We start from the raw sequence: 22,215 nt of genomic DNA, 5'->3' as shown, positions 1-22,215 counted from the left end.
GCTTCAAATATTCCTCATATCATTTCGCGCCCGGCGGCGTAGAGTGACAACAGGAGGTCAACATGACACTGAAATATGTAATCGTTCAACAGCCTGCCACCGCGGCCCAGCTGTTCCTGCTCTATCACGGCGTGGGCGACAACCCGGATTCAATGGGCGAGATCGGCAGCTGGTTTGCCCGCACCTTTCCTGAGGCGCTGGTGGTTTCGGTGGGATCGCCTGCCGCTGGTCGTCAGTGGTTTACCGAAGCGGAATTACACGACCAGACGGTTCAGCAGCGGGTAGATGCCGCCATGCCGCAGTTTGTTGAGTCGGTGCGTCACTGGCAGCAGCAGAGTGGTGTGCGGGCGGAAGCCACGGCGCTGATCGGCTTTTCGCAGGGGGGCAGCATGGTACTGGAAGGAGTGAAAGCCCACGCCGACCTGGCGGGGCGCGCGGTGGTGTTCAATGGCCGTTTCGTCACTCTGCCAGAGAAAGCCAGCACCCGCACCACGGTGCATCTGATCCACGGCGATTATGATGAGCAGATCCCGCTGCATCATGCGCAGCAGGCAGAGCAACGCCTGACGGCATTAGGCGGCGATGTGACGCTGGATATTGTCGACGATTTAGCCCACGCGATTGACCATCGCAGTATGGAGCTGGCGCTTAATCATCTGCGTTATACGGTTCCGAAACGCTACTTTGATGAAGCGTTAAGCGGGGCGAAACCCGGTGATGACGATGTGATTGTGATGATGTAAAAATGCCCTCGCACGGCGAGGGCATCCGCGATTACTTTTTCTTCGGCCAGTCGTCGTCATCGTCCCATTTATCGTTAAAATCACGATGCGGCGGCAGGTCCGGTTTGTTATCCATAAATTTTTTGTGATCGATGCGTTTCAGATCTTTATACACATTCATCAGCACGCCAACCATCAGCAGGATCACCAGGATCCACCAGTAGTCTTTAATAAACTCCATTTCCCGCTCCTTAACATCGCACTCAGGCGATCAGTTGTTCCATGATGCGTTGATACATCCGGCTCAGCATCTGCAGGTCGGAGGCTTTCACACACTCATTGATTTTATGAATGGTGGCATTCACCGGCCCCAGTTCTACTACCTGCGCACCCATCCGGGCGATAAAACGGCCATCAGAGGTGCCGCCGGTGGTCAGCAGCTGCGGCTTAATCTCATTATAGTGCGCCACCGCTTTCACCACCGCATCGACCAGCTTACCGCGATCGGTCAGGAACGGCTGACCTGAGAGTTTCCACTCAATGGTGTAGCGCAGCTGATGACGATCCAGCAGTTCTGCTACCCGCTGGCGGATCATCTCATCGGTCAGCTCAGTGCTGAAACGGAAGTTGAACTGCACGAACAGCTCGCCAGGGATGACGTTGTTGCTGCCGGTTCCGGCCTGTACGTTGGCAATCTGCATGCTGGTTGCCGGAAAGAAGGCGTTGCCCTGGTCCCACTCGACGGCCACCAGTTCGTTCAGCGCCGGCATCGCCCGATGCACCGGGTTATCGGCCAGATGCGGATAGGCGACATGACCCTGAACCCCATGCACCGTCAGATTGGCGGTGATTGAGCCGCGCCGGCCATTTTTCACCACGTCGCCCACCACTTCGGTACTGGACGGTTCGCCGACCAGGCAGTAATCAAGCCGTTCCTGGCGTGCCATCAGGCGCTCAACCACTTTAACGGTACCGTTAGCCCCGCTGGCCTCTTCGTCGGAGGTAATCAAAAACGCCAGCCGGCCTTTATGCTGAGGATGCACGGCGACAAAACGTTCCGCGGCCACCACCATCGCCGCCAGCGAGCCTTTCATATCGGCCGCACCGCGGCCAAACAGCATGCCGTCGCGAATGGTCGGTTCAAAAGGGGGATTGATCCAGCGGTTGGCATCGCCCGCCGGCACCACGTCGGTATGACCGGCAAACGCCAGCGTTTCGCCTTCACCGCGGGTCGCCCAGAAATTCAGGGTGTCACCGATGTTCATGGTCTCGATGTGAAAGCCAATCGCCTGCAGGCGGGCGATCAGCAGAGCCTGACAGCCGGCATCATCGGGGCTGAGAGACGGGCGACGAATAAGCTGTTGCGTCAGCTCAATGACCGGGCAAAACATATTATGACTTCTCCTGGATAGCATTCTGATAGGTCGTCTCACTAAAGCCGGCCAGCAAAGTGCCATCCGGAGTGCGTAACAGCGGGCGTTTAATCATCGCAGGCTGGGCCAGCATCAGCGCTTTGGCGCTGTCTGCATCGGTAACGGCCTCGCGCTCTGCCTCGGGCAATTTACGCCAGGTGGTGCCGCGGGTGTTGAGCAGGGTGGTATAACCCAGCGCATCAATAAATTCCTGCAGCTGCGCGTCACTCAGGCCATCAGCACGGTAGTCATGGAACCGATAGTCGATGCCAGCAGCCGTTAAAAAGCCCCGGGCTTTTTTTATCGTGTCGCAATTTTTAATCCCGTACATCACCCACTGCGCGCTCATTGCCTGATCCTTATTATCCTGTGAAACGTTGAAGCTGAAAAAAGCAGCCAAAGCGCGAGTTTAGCATAGTGCGATCCGTTGCGGCATCTCACCCGGCGGGCCAGACCCGTCAATTATCGTCACCGGCAGGCACCAGGTAAACGTTATCAATTTCAGCCGTAATCATTACCTGGCTTATCATTGGGTAATTAAGAATTCCGCCATGTTGGGAAAATAAGCTACCGCTGGGGTTATTAACTAATAATTGCAGACGGGTTAAGCAGTTGCTGAAATGTGCGTCAGCTACCAAATCCGATAAATCTCAGGTTTTATTCACCGCTGCCGATAGTGATAACAGGTGTAAACGTATTCACCTGATGAAAAAAAGCGCGTAACATTGCCATCACAATAAGAGAGGGCATTATGATTGACACTGAAATGGGGAACTGGAAAGAATTTATCGAAGCGATGTTACGCAACAAGTAACACGTGACGAGAAAAGCAGGGCGTTTCCCTCTTGCTGCAATTCTTACCACACACAGAAATAAGGCGGTCACTGATATCAGTGGCCGCTTTTTATTTCTGCTGCGATTGCCGGTTGAGCCAGCCGGCTTAATCGTGCGGCTTCTCTTTCAGCGGGAAGCGACGGCGTACCAGCACAAAGAACAGCGGCACGAAGAAGATCGCCAGCAGCGTGGCGGAGATCATGCCGCCCATCACCCCGGTGCCGACCGCATGCTGGCTGCCGGAGCCGGCACCGCTGCTGATCGCCATCGGCAGTACCCCAAAGATAAAGGCCAGCGAGGTCATCAGAATCGGCCGCAGGCGCTGGCGTGCGGCCTCCAGCGTCGCGGCCACCAGTTCGCCGCCTTTGCTGTTGATCTCATTGGCAAACTCAACAATCAGGATGGCGTTCTTGGCGGAGAGGCCCACTACCGTCAGTAACCCCACCTGGAAGTAGACGTCGTTTTCCAGCCCGCGCAGCCAGGTGGCGATCAGCGCGCCAACCACGCCGAGCGGGACCACCAGCATCACCGAGAACGGAATCGACCAGCTCTCATACAGCGCGGCGAGACAGAGGAACACCACCAGCAGCGAGATAGCATACAGCGCCGGTGCCTGCGAGCCGGACAGCCGCTCCTGGTACGACGCGCCGCTCCACTGGAAGCCGACGCCCAGCGGTAAGGCGTTGACCAGCTTTTCCATCTCATCCATCGCGGTGCCGCTGCTGACGCCATTGGCGGCTTCGCCGACAATCTCCAGCGAGGAGTAGCCGTTGTAGCGTTCCAGCCGGGGGGAGCCGGTCTCCCAGCGGCTGGTGGCGAAGGCGGAGAACGGCACCATGCCGCCGCTGCTGTTGCGCACGTACCACTTATTAATATCGCCCGGCAGCATGCGGAATTGGGCTGCCGCCTGCACGTAGACTTTTTTCACCCGGCCACGATCGAGGAAGTCATTCACATAGCTTGAGCCCCAGGCGGTGGTCAGGGTGTCGTTGATGGTATCGAGCGAAACGCCCAGCGCCTGCGCTTTACGCTCATCGACATCGATTTGCAGCTGCGGGCTATCGTCGAGGCCGTTGTGCCGCACCCGCGATAACGATTTATCACTGGCGGCCATCTCCAGTAGCCTGTCGCGCATCGCCATTAACTGCGTATGGCCGAGCCCGGCGTGATCCTGCAGCTGCAGGTCAAAGCCCGACGAGCTGCCCATGCCGGTAATGGCTGGCGGACTGCTGGCTATCACCCGGCCCTCTTTAATTTTCTGAAACGCCTTAGTGGCGCGATCGATAATCGCGAACGAGGTGCGATCGGCACCGGGACGATCTTCCCAGTTTTTCAGTCGGACAAACAGCCGCGCCACGTTCTGGCCATTACCGCCAGGTCCTGCGCCGATGGTTGAGAACACCGACAGCACATTGGCCTGCTCTTCGGTCAGATAGTAATTTTCGACTTTTGCCACCACGGCGGCGGTCTGCTCTAAAGTCGATCCGGCCGGAAGCTGAACCTGGGTCAGAAACACCCCGCGATCTTCCAGCGGCAGGAACGAGGTTGGCAGACGCAGAAACAGGAAGGCCATCAGCCCGATAAGCGCAAGATAGAGCAGCAGCCAGCGGCCGCCCTTACGCAGAATGCCCGCCACGCCGTGCTGGTAGCGGTCCGCGTTTTTATTGAAGTGACGATTGAACCAGCCGAAGAAGCCGCCACGACCGTGCGGCTCGCCCTGCGCCACCGGCTTAAGCAGTGTGGCGCACAGCGCCGGGGTCAGTATCATCGCCACCAGCACCGACAGCACCATCGCCGACACAATGGTGATCGAGAACTGGCGATAAATGGCCCCGACCGTGCCGCCAAAAAAGGCCATCGGCACGAAGACGGCCGAGAGCACCAGCGCAATCCCGACCAGTGCGCCCTGAATCTGCCCCATCGATTTGCGCGTCGCGGCACGGGGCGACAATCCCTCTTCGCTCATCAGGCGTTCCACGTTTTCCACCACCACGATGGCGTCGTCCACCAGCAGGCCGATCGCCAGCACCATGGCGAACATCGTCAGGGTATTGATGCTGAAACCGCAGGCGTAGAGCACGCTGAAGGTGCCAAACAGCACCACCGGCACGGCGATGGTGGGGATCAGTGTGGCGCGGAAGTTCTGCATAAACAGGTACATTACGCCAAACACCAGCACAATCGCTTCCAGCAGCGTCTTCACCACATCAGTAATCGACGCTTTGACAAACGGCGAGGTTTCATAGGCAATTTTGGCTTCCAGCCCGTGCGGGAAATAGTGGGACAACTCCTCAATCCGCGCCCGCACCAGCTTGTCGGTATTCATCTCATTGGCGCCCGAGGCCAGTTTGACCCCCAGACCGGAAGCGGGCTGGCCGTTATAGCGGCTGAGGTAGTCATATTTTTCTGCGCCCAGCGCCACGCTGGCGACATCACCCAGCGTCACTACCGAGCCATCAGGATTGTTCTTCAGGGTAATCGCCCGGAACTGCTCTGGCGTCTGCAGCATCGACTGGGCATTCACCGTGGCGTTAAGCGCCTGCTTTTCTACCGATGGCAGGCCGCCGACCTGGCCGACGGCGACCTGGGCATTCTGCGACTCGATAGCGCTGACCACGTCATCGGTGGTCAGCGAGTAGGCGATCAGCTTGTTGGGATCGAGCCAGATGCGCATCGCATACTGTGAACCATAGGCATCGACCTGGCCGACGCCATCAATGCGGCTCAGCGGGTCCTGGATATTACTGGCGACATAATCGGCAATATCCTGCTTATCCATGCTGCCGTCGGTTGAGACAAACGCCACCATCAGAATGTTGCTGTCACCGGTTTTATTAACCGTCACGCCCTGCGACTGTACTGCCTGGGGGAGTTTTCGCAGCGCGGATTGCAGCTGGTTTTGCACCTGCTGGCGCGCTTCATCCGGATCGGTGCCGGCGGTGAAGGTGAGGGTTATCTGCGCCTGGCCGGTGTTGCTGCTGTTAGATGACATGTACATCAGGTTATCGATGCCGGTCATGTTTTGCTCGATCACCTGGGTAACGGTGTTCTCCAGCGTCTCGGCGGAGGCGCCAGGATAGTTAGCGGTGATCCGCACGTTAGGCGGCGCCAGGTCGGGATACTGTTCAACAGGCAGCGAAATAATGGAAAGGGTGCCGCAAAGACACAGCAAAATCGCCAGAACCCATGCAAAGATGGGTCGGTCGATAAAGAAATTCGACATTAAATCGACACTCCTCAGTGCTTTTTTATCAGGAACGGGGGCCCAGGAAAGGGTGCACCGGCAGAGCAACCGGATGAGCTGTCCCACGATTTCCTGCCGACACTTACTCTACGTGTGGGGGTTCAGGGAATCGTGGAGAAATTGTGGAGAAAGTGTAAATTCTCCGATTATTTAACGATGGCGGCTTTCAAGCCAGAGCACGGTAGCGGCAACGCGCGAACGTACATCCAGTTTACGCAACAGGTTGCGGATATGCACTTTTACCGTCTCTTCTGAAATATGCAGAATGGCGGCAATTTCTTTATTCGACAGACCGCGCGCCACCTCCTGCAGCACATCCCGCTCACGCTCGGTCAGCTGGCGCAAAGGATCGGCACTATGCTGGCGATTGGCAAGATAACGCGCGACGCTTTCGCTGAACACTTTTTCGCCCTGCGAGGCCTGCAGAATCTGCCCCAGCAGGATCTCCGGCTCGCTGTCTTTCAGCAGATAGCCATCGGCACCGGCATCGACCATAGCAAAAATATCACTCTGGGCGTCAGAGACGGTCAGCGCCAGAATGCGCGAGTTGATGCCTTCGTGGCGCAGGGCTTTAAGGGTATCCAGCCCCGACATGCCTTTCATGTTCAGGTCGAGCAGAATCACATCCGGCTCCTGCTGGCGAGCCTCTGCCAGCGCTTCAGTGCCGTTGTTGGCTTCTGCGATTACCACCAGCCGGGGATCGAGCGCCAGCAGCTGACGAATTCCCCGGCGCATCAGCGGATGATCGTCAACAATCATCAGAGTTAATGTGGGCTGTTGCATGTTCTTTTCCTTTCCCCGAACTGTTTCAGGCTGTTATGCATGAAGGATGTCACCTGCTGCTGGCACAGAAATGTGCACCGCAGCGGCTCTGTTGTCGCCATTAGCCTGAAGCAGGCTGGCGATCGCTTATAAAGAGTCGGTTACCCCGCGCCGCTATCCGAACTGACGCGGACGCGGCGGGAAACGCAGCGCGACCTGGGTGCCGCGTGGCTGGGCGTTGATGCTCAGGTTGCCGTTTAAGCGCTGCGCACGCTCCGCCATAATAGTCAGTCCGTAGTGGCCTGGCGGTTCATCGGTGTTGCTGATACCCACGCCGTCATCGGTAATCGTCAGTAAGTGCTCACCTTGCTCACTGTGCTGATAATCAATGGTGATGCACTGCGCGCTGGCGTGACGAATCCCGTTCAGTAACGCTTCGCGGGCAATCTGTAAAACATGGACCTGCTGCTGCGCTTCGAGACTCTCCAGGCCCGGCTGATAGTTGAAGAGAATCTGCGCGCCGGTCTGCTCCTGCAGCGAGGCGATCATCGCCTGCATCGCCGCCACCAGATCCGCCTGTTCAATGGTCAGGCGAAAGGTGGTCAGCAGTTCGCGTAACTGTCGGTAGGCATCAGCCAGCGCCTGGTCAAAGTCGGCAATGATGCCGTGGGCAGCCTGGTCAGATTTATCGACGGTACGTCGCAGCAGCGTAAGCTGAATGCGTAAAAATGACAGCGACTGCGCCAGCGAATCATGCAGTTCGCGAGCGATGGTGGTGCGCTCTTCAATCAGCAGCATCTGCTGATGCTGTTTCTGGGTCTGCCAGATCCAGATGGCGCGTCCCAGCATCGCTGCCAGGCTGCGCATTAACTCATCCGCCGGCGCAGGATGGCGCGCCCGCCAGCGCAGTTCACCAATCTGCTGGTCGCCCTGCTGCAACGGCAGCCGTTGCCAGTCCGCTGCAGTTTCGTATTCACCGGCGTGAAAATGAAACTGGTCGCTGTCGAGCTTAATCGCCGCCAGTTTCTCGCGGCTCAGGACATTATTAAGCACCGCTTCAAACAGGGCTGGCTGCAGCGGGCTGGCGGTCAGCATCTGCGAGCTGTCATACAACAGTGACAGCGTATGGTTGGCCTGAGTGAGATCTTCGGTTTTGGCGCGCACCGTACTTTCCAGCAGCTGATAGTGCGAATGCAGACGGGTCGCCATGCCGCTAAACGCTTGCGACAGCACCTTCAGTTCGTTCTGCGGCTCCACCCTGAGCGGCGGAAAATCAAAATTGCCGCTCTCAACATAGCGGCTGGCGGTGACCAATGCATTGAGCGGGCGCACGACTTGTTGCCGGGTGAAGCGAATTGTCAGCAGCGCCAGTGCCACAATCGCGATGACACCGGCCAGGCTGCTGGCCGCCACCAGTTGCATTTTCAGTTCGGTATAGCGCTGGAGACCCAGCACGAAACGGTCGATCTCGCCGACGTAAAGCGGCACCTGCTGCTGATAAGCCAGCGCATCACCCTGTTCCAGCCGCTGCTGCAACGACGGCCAGCCTGCGCGCAACCGCTGATAGAGCAGCTTGACCTCGCGCGGTACCCAGGGGCGATCCAGCTTTTGCAGCACCGGCGCGTCGAGCGTCTGCCGGAACAGCACCAGATGTTGAGCCAGCTGTTGTGGCTGACTGCTGGCATCCCAGGCCATACGGTAACTCTGCATCCGCAGCGAGCCAGCCAGATTGATCGCTTCGGCATCGCGCTGACTACTGAAGAGGGTGACCAGTGCCAGACCGGTGGTGAGCAGTGAGAGCAGGACGATGGCGCTTAACGCCTGCGCAATGCTGTGGGTAACGGAACGTTTAACAATCACATGAATAGCCCTGTAGGGAGTGCGGGATTATAAGAGAGCGGTGGCGCAACGCAAAGTCCCAATCCCCTGTTTATTACACAGGCCGTTACACAATGTACATAAAATGACCGTAACTGACCGTTGCCAGGAGAGGGTAGATAAAGAAGTCTAAAAAATAATCAGCTTTACGCCAGCCAGAGGTTGCCTTTCATTGCAGCGTTGATAATTCATCCAGTCATTAAATCACTCACCAATCACATTTCAGGAGCATCTGATGAAAAGACTGAATGCAGTTCTGGCTGGTGCCCTGCTGGCGACCGCCTCATTTTCAACTTTCGCCGCGCTACCGGTTGACCGTGAGCAGGCGCAGAGTATGCAGAGCATCGGCAGCGTTTCTGTCTCCAGCGTCCGTGGATCGCTGGACGATGCTAATCGCCAGCTGTCGCAAAAAGCGGAAGAGATGGGTGCCAGCCACTATCGCATTATCGGTGTCGATAACCCAGGCGACTCCAGCCTGTGGACCGGCACCGCTGAGATTTACCGCTAAACCCACCCTCCTGGTTTCCATCCCTGTAGCTTTTACCGGCCCGTTTGTGGCCGGTTTTTTTGTTTTTGTGCATCACAACCGATTCTTACAAATCAACCCGTGCAGCTCCCCACTATATTTTGCTTCGTTCTTGCAGAACGGGTAGGATTCATCGCCGTTAATTCCCGCGCTGCTTTCGCTAACTCACAGGCAGACGCACAGAGGAAAATACCCCATTTCGCATAGCATCACGCAATCGTTTGGATGTGCTGCGAATGATGGTCAGGACAAACAGGAAGGCTATGAAATCGAATAAAAAATCTGCGGCCGAGATGCGTGCTGCAAAAAGACGCTGGCTGAATTCGCACGACAGCGGCTACCAAAAGGCGATGGGCAACCGTCACGTACAGATGATCGCTATCGGTGGTGCGATTGGCACCGGTCTGTTTCTTGGAGCCGGTGGCCGCCTGCAGGCCGCCGGACCGGCGCTGGCCATCATCTACCTGGTGTGTGGCATTTTCTCGTTCTTTATCCTGCGTGCGCTTGGCGAACTGGTATTGCATCGTCCCAGCAGCGGCAGCTTTGTCTCTTATGCGCGTGAATTCCTCGGTGAAAAAGCGTCATACGTCGCAGGCTGGATGTATTTCGTAAACTGGGCGATGACCGGTATCGTCGACATCACCGCCGTCGCGCTCTATATGCACTACTGGGGCGCGTTTGGCGATGTGCCGCAGTGGGTCTTCGCGCTGGGCGCGCTGGCCATCGTCGGCACCATGAACATGATTGGCGTGAAGTGGTTCGCCGAGATGGAGTTCTGGTTCGCGCTGGTTAAAGTGCTGGCGATTGTGCTGTTCCTGGTGGTGGGTGTGGTGTTCCTTGGCACCGGCAAACCGCTGGATGGCAACAGTACCGGTTTCCATCTGATTAGCGACAACGGCGGCCTGTTCCCGCATGGCTTACTGCCGGCGCTGGTACTGATTCAGGGGGTGGTGTTTGCCTTCGCCTCGATTGAACTGGTCGGCACCGCAGCAGGCGAATGTAAAGACCCGAAAACCATGCTGCCGAAAGCGATCAATAGCGTGATCTGGCGTATCGGCCTGTTCTATGTCGGGTCAGTGGTGCTGCTGGTGATGCTGCTGCCGTGGAATGCTTATCAGGCCGGTCAGAGTCCGTTTGTCACCTTCTTCTCGAAGCTGGGTGTGCCTTACATTGGCAGCATCATGAATATCGTGGTGCTGAGCGCGGCGCTCTCCAGCCTGAACTCCGGTCTTTACTCGACCGGACGTATTCTGCGCTCGATGTCGATGGGGGGATCGGCACCAAAATTCATGTCAAAGATGAACGGTCAGCAGGTGCCTTATGCCGGTATTCTGGTCACCATCGGCGTCTACGTGATTGGCGTGGTGCTTAACTACTATGTGCCTTCTCAGGTCTTCGAGATTGTCCTGAACGTCGCGTCATTGGGGATTATCTCTTCCTGGGCGTTTATTGTGGTGTGCCAGCTGCGTCTGCGTAAGGCGATTAAAGAAGGCAAAGCGGATGACGTCAGCTTTAAGCTGCCAGGCGCGCCGTTTACCTCGTGGCTGACGCTGCTGTTCCTGTTCAGCGTGCTGGTACTGATGGCGTTTGATTACCCGAACGGCACCTACACCATCGCCTCAATCCCGCTGATTGCGGTGATTCTGGTGCTGGGCTGGTTTGGCGTTCGTAAACGCGTCAGCGCTATCGCCGAAACCGAGCACGATCACCATGAAGAAGAGCCGAAGCCAACCCGACTGGCTGATGAAAGCGCGCGCTAATCTCAGCGTGTTGTGAAGAAGCCAGCCTGCGGGCTGGCTTTTTTATGGCCGTTTATCCAGCGCGGCGACAGGCGAATTCAGATAGTTTTCCCGACGGCTTCATCCTATGATGGAAGACTCCCTTTATGCCGTAGCGGAGTCTGCATGTCGTTTAAGATCAATGTCATTAAGGATAAGTTGCTGTCTGATAACTGGTTTGTGCTACGCAACTTCACCTACGAAATCACCGACCGGCGTGACACAGTGATTCGCCATAAACGCGAAGTCTACGATCGCGGGAACGGGGCGACAATCCTGCTGTATAACCGCGAAAAGAACAGCGTGGTGCTGACGCGTCAGTTTCGCATTGCCACCTACGTCAACGGTAACCAAAGCGGCATGCTGATCGAAGCCTGTGCTGGCTTACTCGACGACGATTCACCCGAAGATTGCATTCGCAAAGAGGCGATTGAAGAGACCGGTTATGCGGTGGGCAAGGTGGAAAAACTTTACGCCTGCTACATGTCGCCGGGCGGCGTAACCGAGCTAATACACTTTTTCGCCGCTGAGTATAATGATTCGCTGCGCGACAATGCCGGCGGTGGCGTTGAAGATGAGTTGATCGAGGTGCTGGAGATGCCTTTTCCGCAGGCGCTGGCGATGGTCAAAGATGGCCGCATCTGCGACGGAAAAACCGTGATGTTGTTACAGCATGCGCAGTTGGCGGGCTGGTTAACGCCGTAACCCAGGCAGTAAATCGATCCGATTTTATCCTGAGCGGCGACCGTCAATGCGGCATTTTTTTACTGACTCATGCCTGATTTTTAAGCAGTTAACCGCGCTTTCTGGACGGGTTCACAGAATGCGGCCGCCGTCGGGCCCGCTGATGCGCTATCATCTCCACTCTGAGTATTCGGGGATCGATTTTCTTAATGTCGTATTGGATGAAATCGCTGTGGCTGTCGTCTTCATTGTTGGTTGCCTCTGTGCAGGCCGAACCGTTGCAGAAGTCGTTTAATGACTGGCAAATGACCTGCAACAACGCGGCATTCTGCGTGGCACGCAATATTCCGGGCGACAAAGGATTAGTCATGACTATTTCGCGCCATGCGGGGGTTAATGACCGGCCGCTGCTGCGTATTGACTATGGCAGCGCCTACAGCGGTGAGCTCAAGGGCGGGCCGCTGCAGGACAATCTGTTGCTCGACCAGCGTCGCCTTAAACCCGATCTGAAACACTGGACGGTAGAACCTCATCATCTCGCCACCAGTAACGCCATCGCCATTGATGAATTCCTTGATTTGGTACTGGATGCTAAAACCGTGCAGCTCACCTACGATCCCAACGCTCTGATTTCGCTGCGCGGCATGAAAGCGGCCCTGCTGCTGATGGATGACGTGCAGGGCAGGGTGAACGGCATGAGTGCCTGGGTTAAGCGCGGCGATCGGGCCAGCTGGGATGTACCGCCTTCACCAACCCTGCCGTCGTTACCGCCTGCACCGCCTCAGCCTGCTGCGCTGACCCGCGAAGAAACCAGCGGATTGATCGATTACGGCACCTGGCGGATCAACACCGATTCCTGTTCGCTGGACCCGATGCGACGCCAGGTGAGCGTGGCGCCGCTGACCGACCAGAAAGCACTGCTACTGGTGAGTTGCGAAATGGGGGCCTACAACGTGATTGATCTGGCGTTTGAAGTGACGCGCAGTCAGCCTTACGTGGCGCGCGGCATGACGCTGACGCTGCCGTTTACGCCGCCAGGCTCCAGTGAACGCCAGCTTGAGCTGATTAATGCGGATTATGATGCGGCCACCGGCCAGCTCTATACCTTTGGCAAAGGACGCGGATTAGGAGACTGCGGCAGAGCGACACGCTGGCAGTTCGACGGAACGCGTTTTGTGCTGGCGGAGTATGCGGAAGAATCGACCTGTGATGCCTGGCACAGCAGCGATGACTGGCCCACCCTGTGGGTAAGCCAGTCCGCCAGTGCGGTGCAGCAGCGTTAACGAATCGCCTGCACCATCATCGGCGATCCCAGCTGGTTGCCCACCAGCTCGGCCAGCATGTTGTTCACGCCATCGCTCATCGGCGTAAAGCGGGTGAGCGGTGAGCGGGTAACTACCACAAAGACTCCCACATTATGCTGCGGCACCATCGCCATATAGGTAATGAAACCGCCGCCACCGCCGGTTTTCTGAATGATGCCGGGGCGTCCGGATTTGGGTGCCATATAGACCCAGCCCATCCCCAGCGCGTCGGCTTTGCCGGGCACATCCATTCCCTCAACTTTGCGCAGCTGGTCGCGGCGATAAATCAGCGTCTGCAGCCGATCGATCTGCGGCGTGCGGTGGTTGACCGACGAATTCAGGAACTGCTGCATCCAGCGGCCCATATCATCCGGGGTGGAATAGACGCCACCGCTGCCAATCGCGGCCAGCGTATTGTTACAGGGGCTGGCACCTTTCTCGGCCACCATTAACCGGCCACACTGCTCTGGCGACGGGGTAAACGTGGTGTCTTTCATACCGAGCGGCCGGGTAATCAGCTGCTGAAACAGCGCCGGATAAGGCGTACCGGCTGCCCGTGACAGCACATCGCCCAGCAGATCGTAACCCAGGTTGGAGTAGGCAGCATCGCTGCCAGGCGCTGATTTAAGCGTGGCACCAGAGAGCCAGTTCCAGCGCTCACCGCGGGTGGGCCAGACAAAGACCGGACGATGCGGCTTACCGCCGGGCTGCTCACGCGGCAGACCGCTGGTATGGGTCGACAGGTTAATCAGCCGAATCGGCTGGCCGTTGTAGCTCGGCACCCGTGCACCCGGTGGTGCATATTTACTGAGCGGATCGTCGAGGCGGATCTGGCCGCGCTCTGCCAGTTTCACCATCACTTCGCTGGTCATGAGCTTACTCAGCGAGGCGATGCGAATCAGCGAATCTTTCTGCGGACGCACATTGTTGCCTGGCCGGGTTTCACCAAAGCTGGCGAACACCCGCTGATTACCATCAATGGCAACCAGCGCCATGCCGGTCGCACCGCTGCCGTAGAAAATATGTTCCGCATAGCGATCGACAATCTGTGACGCCAGCAACGGATCGGGCGCGACCTGCGCCATGCTTTTTAATGGAAGCAGAGAAACCATTAAGGCCAGTAAATAAGGTGTGCGCATGTTCAACGGAAAGGGCTTCGCTATTCAATCGGCGGAAAATGGCTGCCTTAATATTTCAGGATGTCACCGACAGCAAACCGCTGCATTCCATCAGACAGGAAGCTGCGGGCGGCCAGCAGACAGGCAGCGTAAAATAGGACAAGTCTATAGTAATCAGTTTGCGTGAGGCGTGAAGAGGGGAGAACGGATTTTTTTTCTGTTTCAGGCTATCAGCCGAAATGGCCCTTCCCGATCGGCCGGGAAGGGCAAAAGCATTAGACTGGCTTGAGTAATGCTTCAGCGTGGCTGACGATGTTTTCAATCGTGAAGCCAAACTCAGGGAACAACTTACCGGCTGGCGCTGATTCACCGAAGGTGGTCATCCCGACAATCGCACCATCCAGTCCGACATACTTGAACCAGTAGTCAGCGATACCGGCTTCAACCGCCACGCGCGCTTTCACGCCGCTCGGCAGCACCGATTCACGGTAAGCGGCATCCTGCGCATCAAACAGGTCAGTAGACGGCAGCGAGACGACCCGGACTTTATGGCCGCCGGTGGTCAGTTTCTCTGCGGCACCGAGGGTGATCTCAATCTCTGAACCGGTGGCGATCAGAATCACTTCTGGCGTACCGTCGCAATCTTTCAGCACATAACCGCCACGCTTGATGTTCTCAATCTGCTGTGGCGTGCGCTCCGGTTGCAGCAGGTTCTGACGAGACAGAATCAGCGCCGTCGGGCCGTGATGGCGCTCTACCGCCGCTTTCCATGCCACTGCCGTCTCAACCTGATCGCACGGACGCCAGACGCTCATGTTCGGCGTCAGGCGCAGGCTGGCGATCTGTTCAACCGGCTGGTGCGTCGGACCATCTTCACCCAGACCAATCGAGTCATGGGTATAGACCAGAATCTGCCGTGCCTTCATCAGTGCCGCCATACGCGCTGCATTACGGGCGTACTCAACAAACATCAGGAAGGTGGCGGTGTAAGGCACGAAGCCGCCATGGTGAGCGATACCGTTACCAATCGCCGTCATGCCGAATTCACGTACGCCGTAGTGAATGTAGTTACCGGCCGGATCGTCTTTGATCGACTTCGAGCCTGACCAGATGGTGAGGTTACTTGGGGCCAGGTCAGCCGATCCGCCGAGGAACTCAGGCAGTAATTTGCCGTAGGCTTCCAGCGAGTTTTGCGACGCCTTACGGCTGGCAATTTTCTGTGGATTGGCCTGCAGATCGTTGATGAATTTGGTGGCTTCCGCTTCCCAGGTAGAGGGCATTTCGCCATTCATCCGGCGCTCATATTCCAGTGCCAGCTCAGGATGGGCCTGCTTATAGGCGGCAAATTTCGCATCCCAGGCTTTTTCGCGTTCTGCACCGGCGGCTTTGGCATCCCACTGCTGGTAGATATCTGCCGGAATTTCAAACGGCGGATAGTTCCAGCCGAGCTGCTTACGCGTCAGCGCCACTTCTTCCTCACCCAGCGCCGCGCCGTGCGACTCCTCTTTACCGGCTTTGTTCGGCGAACCGAAACCGATAATGGTGCGGCAGATAATCAGTGACGGCTTGTCAGTTACGCTCTGCGCTTCTTTGATCGCCTGGCTGACCGCGTCCGGATCGTGTCCGTCAATGTCGCCAATCACGTGCCAGTTGTAGGATTCAAAGCGTTTATGGGTGTCGTCGGTAAACCAGCCTTCGGTTTCGCCATCAATCGAAATACCATTGTGGTCGTAGAAGCCGATCAGTTTGCCGAGGCCGAGGGTACCGGCCAGCGAACAAACTTCGTGCGAGATCCCTTCCATCAGACAGCCATCGCCCATGAAGACATAGGTGAAGTGGTCAACGATGTCGTGATCCGGGCGGTTAAACTGCGCCGCCAGCGTGCGCTCAGCAATCGCTAAGCCGACAGCATTCGCCAGTCCCTGACCCAGCGGGCCGGTGGTGGTTTCAACGCCGGGGGTGTAGCCGATCTCCGGGTGGCCTGGCGTCTTTGAGTGCAGCTGACGGAAATTCTTCAGCTCTTCAATCGGCAGGTCATAACCGGTCAGGTGCAGCAGGCTGTAAAGCAGCATTGAACCGTGACCGTTGGAGAGGATAAACCGGTCGCGGTCGAGCCAGGCGGGATTGGTTGGATTGTGCTTGAGGAAGTCGCGCCACAACACTTCAGCGATATCTGCCATGCCCATTGGCGCACCCGGGTGACCTGAGTTTGCTTTCTGTACTGCATCCATACTCAGTGCACGAATCGCGTTTGCCAACTCTCTGCGTGAGGACATAAAGTTCTCCCTTGTTAAGAATCAGGGCGGGAAATTCCCGCCCGACTAAAAATGAACACTACAGGCGTGCGGCGAGCACATCTTCCAGCTTCTGCTGGTCAACCGCGAACTGACGGATACCGTCAGAGAGTTTTTCCACCGCCATCGGATCCTGGTTATGCTCCCAGCGGAACTCAGCTTCAGAGAGCGGTGACGGCTGATGGAAGCCTTCGGTTGACGGCTCGAGTTTACGTTCCAGCGGCGCATCGCTGTTCTGCAGCTCTTCCAGCAGGTTAGGCGAAATGGTCAGGCGGTCGCAGCCGGCCAGTGCCACAATCTGCTCCACTTTACGGAAGCTGGCGCCCATGATGATGGTGCTGTAGCGATGCTTTTTATAGTAGTCGTAGATGCGACGAACGGATTTCACGCCCGGATCTTCGTCGACCACATAAGGGTCCATTGGTTTGCGGCTGTTGTACCAGTCATAAATACGGCCGACAAAAGGCGAGATCAGGAACACGCCCGCTTCGGCACAGGCCCGCGCCTGAGCAAAGGAGAACAGCAGCGTCAGGTTACAGTTGATGCCGTTTTTCTCCAGCTCTTCCGCCGCACGAATGCCTTCCCAGGTTGAGGCCAGCTTGATCAGAATACGTGAGCGGTCGATACCGTGCTCTTCGTACAGGCGAACCAGTTTCTCTGCTTTAGTCACACACATGCCACGATCGAAAGAGAGGCGCGCATCCACTTCGGTCGAGACACGGCCCGGTACGCTTTTCAGAATCTCCATACCGAGGTTAATCGCCACTTTGTCGCTGGCATTGATGATCTGCGTCTCTTTGCTGCCGCCCTGCTTTTTGGCGTAGTCGATGGCATCATCGATCAGATGTTTATAGGCATCCAGACTGGAGGCTTTGAGGATCAGTGACGGGTTAGTGGTGGCGTCTTCCGGGTGGTAATTGCGAATTGATTCGATATCACCACTGTCCGCCACCACGGTGGTGAACTGTTTAAGGGCTTCTAGCTGGTTCATTTCTTAACTCCTTGAAAAGAAAACATGAAAGCGAAAAGGGAGCACCTCAGGCCTCGTAGCCAGTCTGTGGCGTGCTCTGCTACCGGGAACGCGAACCCATAACATTGCAACAGACACTTTCCGATGAAAATGCGGTTTCTCTGATTGTTGCGCTGCGAGGCGGTGCGAAGGAAGCCGTCATGCGGTTTTAACCGTGGGGTGCGCCATATTCCACCTCTAAGCATAGCAGGCAGGACAAATGACGCAGGCAACACTGTAGCAATCCGTGCCGTATCAGAAACACCGGCAGCGTTAGCGGACAGCGCACCGCGATTGATGTAGGGATGATAGGGGTGTGCTCCGGGCGCGTTAAGAAGGCAATAGAGGACGCGTCGCTGCAGGGCGGCGGCAGCGGGAGCGCTGCTAAGCAGATAGTAATCAGGACCGGTTTTTTAGCGGGTGAGTGTATGCTGGAAAAGCGGGGCGCTGAAAACCCGCCGCACACCGAGGCGGCGGGAATATCGGCATCTTCTTAACCGGTTAATAACGGCTAACCGGTTCAGAAGCGTGTTATATCTTCAGGATGAAGCCTTACGGCCGGGGAAACGTATCGAATCCGGCGAGCGCAGCGAAGACGTAGCAGCCTTATAGCGTCTCGAAAAACTGTGATAACGCGATTTTCGGATGCGGATAGTGGAATTTATTATGGCTCAGTGGAATATACATTCCTTCAGGCTCGCCCGGCATATAATAATTGCCTTCCCACTTATTAGGCTCGCAAACCCGGCTGTCATGATAAACGCTGCCGATAGGTGCGTAGGTGACATCCCGGCCGAAAATAGCATAGACGGCCGCGTCGACAAAATTAAAGAACTTAGGCACGCCGCGTAAATGGGTATCCTGAATCAAAACGCTGTGCAGTTTATCTTTTAAATAAGCGAGGCTGCCGAGGTCACGAATTACCTGTTCAAAAGAGTGAGCGCCGTCATGATGGACAATAATTTTGACATCCTCTTCTTCCATCAGCACGTCTCTGACGTACTCCGGCAGCGTGCCGTGAAACATCCTGACCCGGCTTTCGACGGTTTCAGGGTAACTTCTTCTGGCGCGTTCGTGGGCAAACCGTAAAAAGTCAGGGTTGATATCGATTAAATCGAGTTCGATGCCGAGATAATGCGCGCATCCGGCTAATATTGAGGTACTGCCGCCCATAAATACGCCGACTTCAACAATTCGGCTCGCTTCGCCCAGCGTCGATTTAATCGTATTGAAAATGTCATAGTAATATTTTGCTGAACATTGATCTTCATAATGGTCGTTACTGTGATCTCTTTTAGCAACGATATCGTCGAAGAGAATATTTTTACCCAGCCACGGGGTCAGGTTGGGTTTAAAACCACTTTTTAATGCAATATTGAGTCGTTCAGCAACGTCAGTAAAGCTAAGTGATTGAAGTGTTTCGTCTGGATTAATAAAAAGGGCCATTGCCGTTATCCTTGTCGCGGGGCTTTTATTATATCAATCAAACGAGAAGCACAATTGGATGAGCATCAAACGGAAGTGAAGGCTATTTTGGTTTTATTCGGCCAGGAGAACCGGTAACAGAATGGCTTTATTGTTGGCCGCGGTAAAACAGCCCATTTAACGCTGCAACGGTGATTTAACCGCAGCGCAGGGCCGCGCTGCGGAGTCATGCGATCAGGCGGGCAGATTGAGCCAGTTTTTTACCGGTAGGAAATCACGGTAGAGCGCGGCTTCAGGGGAATCTTCCGCCGGCTGGTAAGCATATTCCCAGCGCACCAGCGGCGGCATCGACATCAGGATCGACTCGGTACGGCCGCCGGTCTGCAAACCAAACAGCGTGCCCCGATCCCACACCAGATTGAACTCCACGTAGCGGCCGCGACGATAGAGCTGGAACTGGCGTTCGCGGTCGCCCCACGGATGATCTTTGCGCCGTGTCACAATCGGCTGATAGGCTTCGATAAAGCCGCGGCCCACCGCCTGCATAAAGCTGAAGCAGTGCTCAAAGTCAGGGGTATTAAGATCGTCAAAAAACAGGCCGCCAATGCCGCGCTGCTCATCACGATGTTTGAGATAAAAGTAGTCGTCGCACCACTTTTTATAACGGGGATAGATATCGTCGCCGAACGGCTGGCAAATATCGAAGGCGGTCTGATGCCAGTGCAGCGCATCCTCCTCAAAGCCGTAAAACGGCGTCAGGTCAAAGCCGCCGCCAAACCACCACACCGGATCGGCGCCCGGTTTCTCAGCAATAAAGAAACGGACGTTGGCATGGCTGGTGGGCACGTAGGGATTATGCGGGTGGATCACCAGTGAGACGCCCATCGCTTCAAAGCTGCGGCCCGCCAGCTCGGGCCGGTGTGCGGTTGCCGAGGCCGGCATCTGATCGCCATGCACATGCGAAAAGTTGACGCCCGCCTGTTCAAATACCGCCCCGTTGCGCAGCACACGGCTCTGCCCGCCGCCGCCGCCGGGACGCTGCCAGCTATCTTCAGCAAACTGTGCGCCGCCATCTTCAGCCGCCAGTCGGGTACAAATCTCATCCTGCAGGGCGAGCAGGAATGCTTTTACGCGGGAAATATCAGCCATCTCTTCGCTTATTGTTGGTCAAAGTCTGCCGCGATTATACGCAAAATCTGGCGGCGTGCATGGTTGCGGCCGTCACAGTGAGCCGCAATCAGGCATTGCGGCGATCGAATTCATCGAAGTAATTGACGATCCCGCTGGCAATGGCGGCGGCAATTTTCTGGCGGAACGCGCTGGTGCCGAGCAACTGTTCTTCACGCGGATTGGTGATAAAGGAGGTTTCGACCAGCACTGAGGGAATCGACGGTGACTTCAGGACCGCAAACGCGGCCTGTTCGGTGTGCTGGCTATGCAGATGGTGCACCGGCCGGATCTGATCCAGCACGTGCTTGCCGAGCGTCAGGCTGTTTTTGATGGTATCTGTCTGCACCAGATCGAACAGAATCTGCTGCAGATAGTGATCCTGCTGTTGTACCGCAGCACCACCCAGTTTGTCGGCATCATTTTCCCGCTGCGACAGATAGCGCGCCATTGAACTGCTGGCGCCGCGATTGGAAAGGGCAAAAACCGAGGCGCCATTGGCGTCCGGGCTGGTGAAACCATCGGCATGGATCGACATAAACAGATGCGCGCCGTGCTGATGCGCAATCTCGACCCGCTGATACAGCGGAATAAAATGGTCGCTGTCGCGCGTCAGCCGGACCTCAATGCGCGGATGACTCTGTAACTGTCGCTGCACATTGCCGGCGATCTCCAGCACGATGTGCTTCTCTTCCGATCCCTCTTCGCCGACTGCGCCGGAGTCAACGCCGCCGTGGCCGGGATCAAGCATAACGATGCGCTTACCATTTTTGGCTGGCGGGGCAGGGCGCGGATGACGCGTACTGTTCTGCAACCCGGCAGACTGCTCTTTGGCCTGAACGGCACGCGGCGATAAAATGGCCAGCGCCAGCCCGGAAAGCAGTAACTGGCGACGGTGAATCAAACGTTTAAGCAAATGCATGTGCGGGTCCGTTCAGAAGAATGTTGCCGATGTTATAGCGTAACGCTATGCCAGCTGCGATCTTTGAAACATTTCAGGGCATTACTTTGTATTTCAGTCCGCGAACAGAAAATTTGCGTTTTTTGTTTGTCGCCAGCGTGGCGAGGGTTGCGTGTGTCGAAGAATGCGTGATAATCAGCAAATTGTGGTTAGTTGCAGGTAAAGAAGATGGAAATCCGCGCCTTCCGCCAGGAAGATTTTGAAGAAGTGATCACCTTATGGGAACGTTGCGATTTGTTACGGCCATGGAACGATCCGGAGCTGGATATCGAACGTAAGATGCATCACGACCCCGATCTTTTCCTGGTCGCTGAAGTCGGCGGCGTAGTCGTAGGGACGTTGATGGGAGGCTACGATGGCCATCGCGGTGCTGCTTACTATCTGGCCGTCCATCCTGATTATCAGGGCCGCGGCTTTGCTAATGCCCTGATGAACCGGCTGGAGAAGAAGCTGATCGCCCGCGGTTGTCCGAAGCTGCATCTGATGATCCGGGAAGAGAACGATCAGGTGGTGGCGTTTTACGAGAAGCTTGATTACGAGCCGGTCGATGCGCTGCTGTATGGCAAGCGTCTGATTGAAGATCGTGAATATTAATCCGTCACCCGACTATCTGCCGGATGAGTATGATGGCAAAGGGCAGCTGCGGCTGCCGTTTCTTTTTTGGCTGATCCTGCTGCTGCAGGCGCGAACCTGGCTGCTGCTGGTGATGGCCGGCGCCTCACGTCAGCAGGGTAACGATCTGCTCGCGCTGTTCTATCCTGACCGGCAGGCGTTCTGGATCGGTCTCGCGCTCGGGTTACCGGCGCTGGCGGGACTGCTGCTGACCGGCTACCGGACGCGCTGGCCGCGGCTGTGGCAACACTGGCGCAGCGTGCTGGCGCTTTCACTGCTGGTGAATTTACTCTGGCAGGGCGTGCAGTTTATTCAGGGCGATCTGCTCAGCTCGCCGCTGCCGCTGTTACTGACGCTGTTTGACCTGCTGGCGTTGATCTGGCTGCAAAGCAACCGGCGACTGCGCGACTGCTTTCTGCCCGAACACCATCTTAAATAAACTTTTTGCCGCTTTGCGACTCCAATCAGTTCCGCCTTACCGGCAT

At 56.4% G+C, this 22,215-nt stretch carries 20 protein-coding genes; 8 read left to right on the top strand and 12 right to left on the bottom strand.

What is annotated here, in order from left to right:
* Positions 1 to 62: 62 nt before the first annotated feature.
* Positions 63 to 743, top strand: a complete 681-nt coding sequence (gene ypfH / locus AC6I8I_RS13980; RefSeq protein ID WP_069728722.1) for an esterase — start codon at positions 63 to 65, stop codon at positions 741 to 743.
* Between the two features lie 31 nt (positions 744 to 774).
* Here the strand turns inward: ypfH and AC6I8I_RS13975 are convergent, their stop codons facing one another.
* Genes AC6I8I_RS13975 through AC6I8I_RS13965 form a run of 3 tightly spaced genes read right to left on the bottom strand, consistent with a single transcriptional unit; the run spans position 775 to position 2,483 of the window.
* Entirely contained in the window at positions 775 to 963 is a 189-nt protein-coding gene (locus tag AC6I8I_RS13975) for a YpfN family protein (protein ID WP_031375834.1), read from the bottom strand.
* A gap of 22 nt (positions 964 to 985) precedes the next feature.
* Positions 986 to 2,113 (bottom strand): succinyl-diaminopimelate desuccinylase, encoded by a 1,128-nt coding sequence (gene dapE / locus AC6I8I_RS13970; protein ID WP_312055038.1) that lies wholly within the window; start codon positions 2,111 to 2,113, stop codon positions 986 to 988.
* Position 2,114: 1 nt separating this feature from the next.
* Positions 2,115 to 2,483: an ArsC family reductase gene (locus AC6I8I_RS13965; RefSeq protein WP_031375836.1), complete on the bottom strand. Its 369-nt coding sequence runs from the start codon at positions 2,481 to 2,483 to the stop codon at positions 2,115 to 2,117.
* A gap of 402 nt (positions 2,484 to 2,885) precedes the next feature.
* Between AC6I8I_RS13965 and ypfM the strand changes: the two genes are divergently transcribed.
* Positions 2,886 to 2,948, top strand: a complete 63-nt coding sequence (gene ypfM, locus AC6I8I_RS13960) for a protein YpfM (protein ID WP_139015967.1) — start codon at positions 2,886 to 2,888, stop codon at positions 2,946 to 2,948.
* A 126-nt stretch (positions 2,949 to 3,074) separates the two neighbouring features.
* Here ypfM and acrD read toward each other — a convergent pair whose 3' ends face one another.
* The 3 genes from acrD to narQ form a co-directional block, all read right to left on the bottom strand.
* Positions 3,075 to 6,191 (bottom strand): multidrug efflux RND transporter permease AcrD, encoded by a 3,117-nt coding sequence (acrD, locus tag AC6I8I_RS13955; protein WP_497820385.1) that lies wholly within the window; start codon positions 6,189 to 6,191, stop codon positions 3,075 to 3,077.
* Positions 6,192 to 6,362: 171 nt separating this feature from the next.
* Positions 6,363 to 6,995, bottom strand: a complete 633-nt coding sequence (locus AC6I8I_RS13950) for a response regulator (protein ID WP_312055033.1) — start codon at positions 6,993 to 6,995, stop codon at positions 6,363 to 6,365.
* A 153-nt stretch (positions 6,996 to 7,148) separates the two neighbouring features.
* Entirely contained in the window at positions 7,149 to 8,834 is a 1,686-nt protein-coding gene (gene narQ / locus AC6I8I_RS13945) for a nitrate/nitrite two-component system sensor histidine kinase NarQ (protein ID WP_312055031.1), read from the bottom strand.
* Positions 8,835 to 9,087: 253 nt separating this feature from the next.
* On the opposite strand from narQ, the gene AC6I8I_RS13940 reads away from it, so the two are divergent.
* The 4 genes from AC6I8I_RS13940 to AC6I8I_RS13925 all read left to right on the top strand — a co-directional run bounded on the left by AC6I8I_RS13940 (position 9,088) and on the right by AC6I8I_RS13925 (position 13,123).
* Complete coding sequence (locus AC6I8I_RS13940) at positions 9,088 to 9,360, top strand: YdgH/BhsA/McbA-like domain containing protein (RefSeq protein ID WP_312055029.1); 273 nt, start codon at positions 9,088 to 9,090, stop codon at positions 9,358 to 9,360.
* Between the two features lie 281 nt (positions 9,361 to 9,641).
* On the top strand, positions 9,642 to 11,138 hold the full coding sequence (ansP, locus tag AC6I8I_RS13935) for an L-asparagine permease (RefSeq protein ID WP_312055028.1): 1,497 nt from the start codon (positions 9,642 to 9,644) through the stop codon (positions 11,136 to 11,138).
* Positions 11,139 to 11,282: 144 nt separating this feature from the next.
* Positions 11,283 to 11,861, top strand: coding sequence for a GDP-mannose pyrophosphatase NudK (nudK, locus tag AC6I8I_RS13930; RefSeq protein ID WP_312055027.1), 579 nt, complete (start codon positions 11,283 to 11,285; stop codon positions 11,859 to 11,861).
* 188 nt (positions 11,862 to 12,049) lie between these two features.
* Positions 12,050 to 13,123: a DUF1176 domain-containing protein gene (locus tag AC6I8I_RS13925; RefSeq protein ID WP_312055025.1), complete on the top strand. Its 1,074-nt coding sequence runs from the start codon at positions 12,050 to 12,052 to the stop codon at positions 13,121 to 13,123.
* Here the strand turns inward: AC6I8I_RS13925 and ampH are convergent.
* The 6 genes from ampH to amiA form a co-directional block, all read right to left on the bottom strand.
* On the bottom strand, positions 13,120 to 14,283 hold the full coding sequence (ampH, locus tag AC6I8I_RS13920) for a D-alanyl-D-alanine-carboxypeptidase/endopeptidase AmpH (RefSeq protein ID WP_497827978.1): 1,164 nt from the start codon (positions 14,281 to 14,283) through the stop codon (positions 13,120 to 13,122). The two genes, AC6I8I_RS13925 and ampH, sit on opposite strands and share 4 nt — an antisense overlap.
* A gap of 254 nt (positions 14,284 to 14,537) precedes the next feature.
* Complete coding sequence (gene tkt / locus AC6I8I_RS13915) at positions 14,538 to 16,538, bottom strand: transketolase (RefSeq protein ID WP_312055021.1); 2,001 nt, start codon at positions 16,536 to 16,538, stop codon at positions 14,538 to 14,540.
* A 58-nt stretch (positions 16,539 to 16,596) separates the two neighbouring features.
* Entirely contained in the window at positions 16,597 to 17,547 is a 951-nt protein-coding gene (gene tal, locus AC6I8I_RS13910; RefSeq protein ID WP_031375846.1) for a transaldolase, read from the bottom strand.
* 624 nt (positions 17,548 to 18,171) lie between these two features.
* Positions 18,172 to 19,011 carry a class I SAM-dependent methyltransferase gene (locus AC6I8I_RS13905; protein WP_312055019.1) on the bottom strand — a complete coding sequence of 280 codons (840 nt, stop codon included), beginning with the start codon at positions 19,009 to 19,011 and terminating at the stop codon, positions 18,172 to 18,174.
* Positions 19,012 to 19,224: 213 nt separating this feature from the next.
* Positions 19,225 to 20,139, bottom strand: a complete 915-nt coding sequence (gene hemF, locus AC6I8I_RS13900) for an oxygen-dependent coproporphyrinogen oxidase (RefSeq protein WP_312055017.1) — start codon at positions 20,137 to 20,139, stop codon at positions 19,225 to 19,227.
* An 88-nt stretch (positions 20,140 to 20,227) separates the two neighbouring features.
* Positions 20,228 to 21,079 (bottom strand): N-acetylmuramoyl-L-alanine amidase AmiA, encoded by an 852-nt coding sequence (gene amiA / locus AC6I8I_RS13895; RefSeq protein ID WP_312055016.1) that lies wholly within the window; start codon positions 21,077 to 21,079, stop codon positions 20,228 to 20,230.
* Between the two features lie 207 nt (positions 21,080 to 21,286).
* Here amiA and AC6I8I_RS13890 point away from each other — a divergent pair, with 207 nt between their 5' ends.
* Both AC6I8I_RS13890 and AC6I8I_RS13885 read left to right on the top strand, forming a co-directional pair.
* The gene (locus tag AC6I8I_RS13890) at positions 21,287 to 21,712 is read left to right on the top strand and encodes a GNAT family acetyltransferase (protein WP_031375849.1); all 426 of its coding nucleotides are present in this window, start codon (positions 21,287 to 21,289) and stop codon (positions 21,710 to 21,712) included.
* Positions 21,702 to 22,169, top strand: a complete 468-nt coding sequence (locus tag AC6I8I_RS13885) for a DUF2919 family protein (protein WP_312055197.1) — start codon at positions 21,702 to 21,704, stop codon at positions 22,167 to 22,169. Before AC6I8I_RS13890 ends, AC6I8I_RS13885 begins: the two co-directional genes overlap by 11 nt.
* Positions 22,170 to 22,215 lie beyond the last annotated feature (46 nt).

Source organism: Pantoea sp. X-Soil-YNGN-775, from assembly GCF_059730575.1.
Note: the sequence above shows the minus strand (reverse complement) of the source record. Positions and strands in the feature narration are given on the sequence as shown.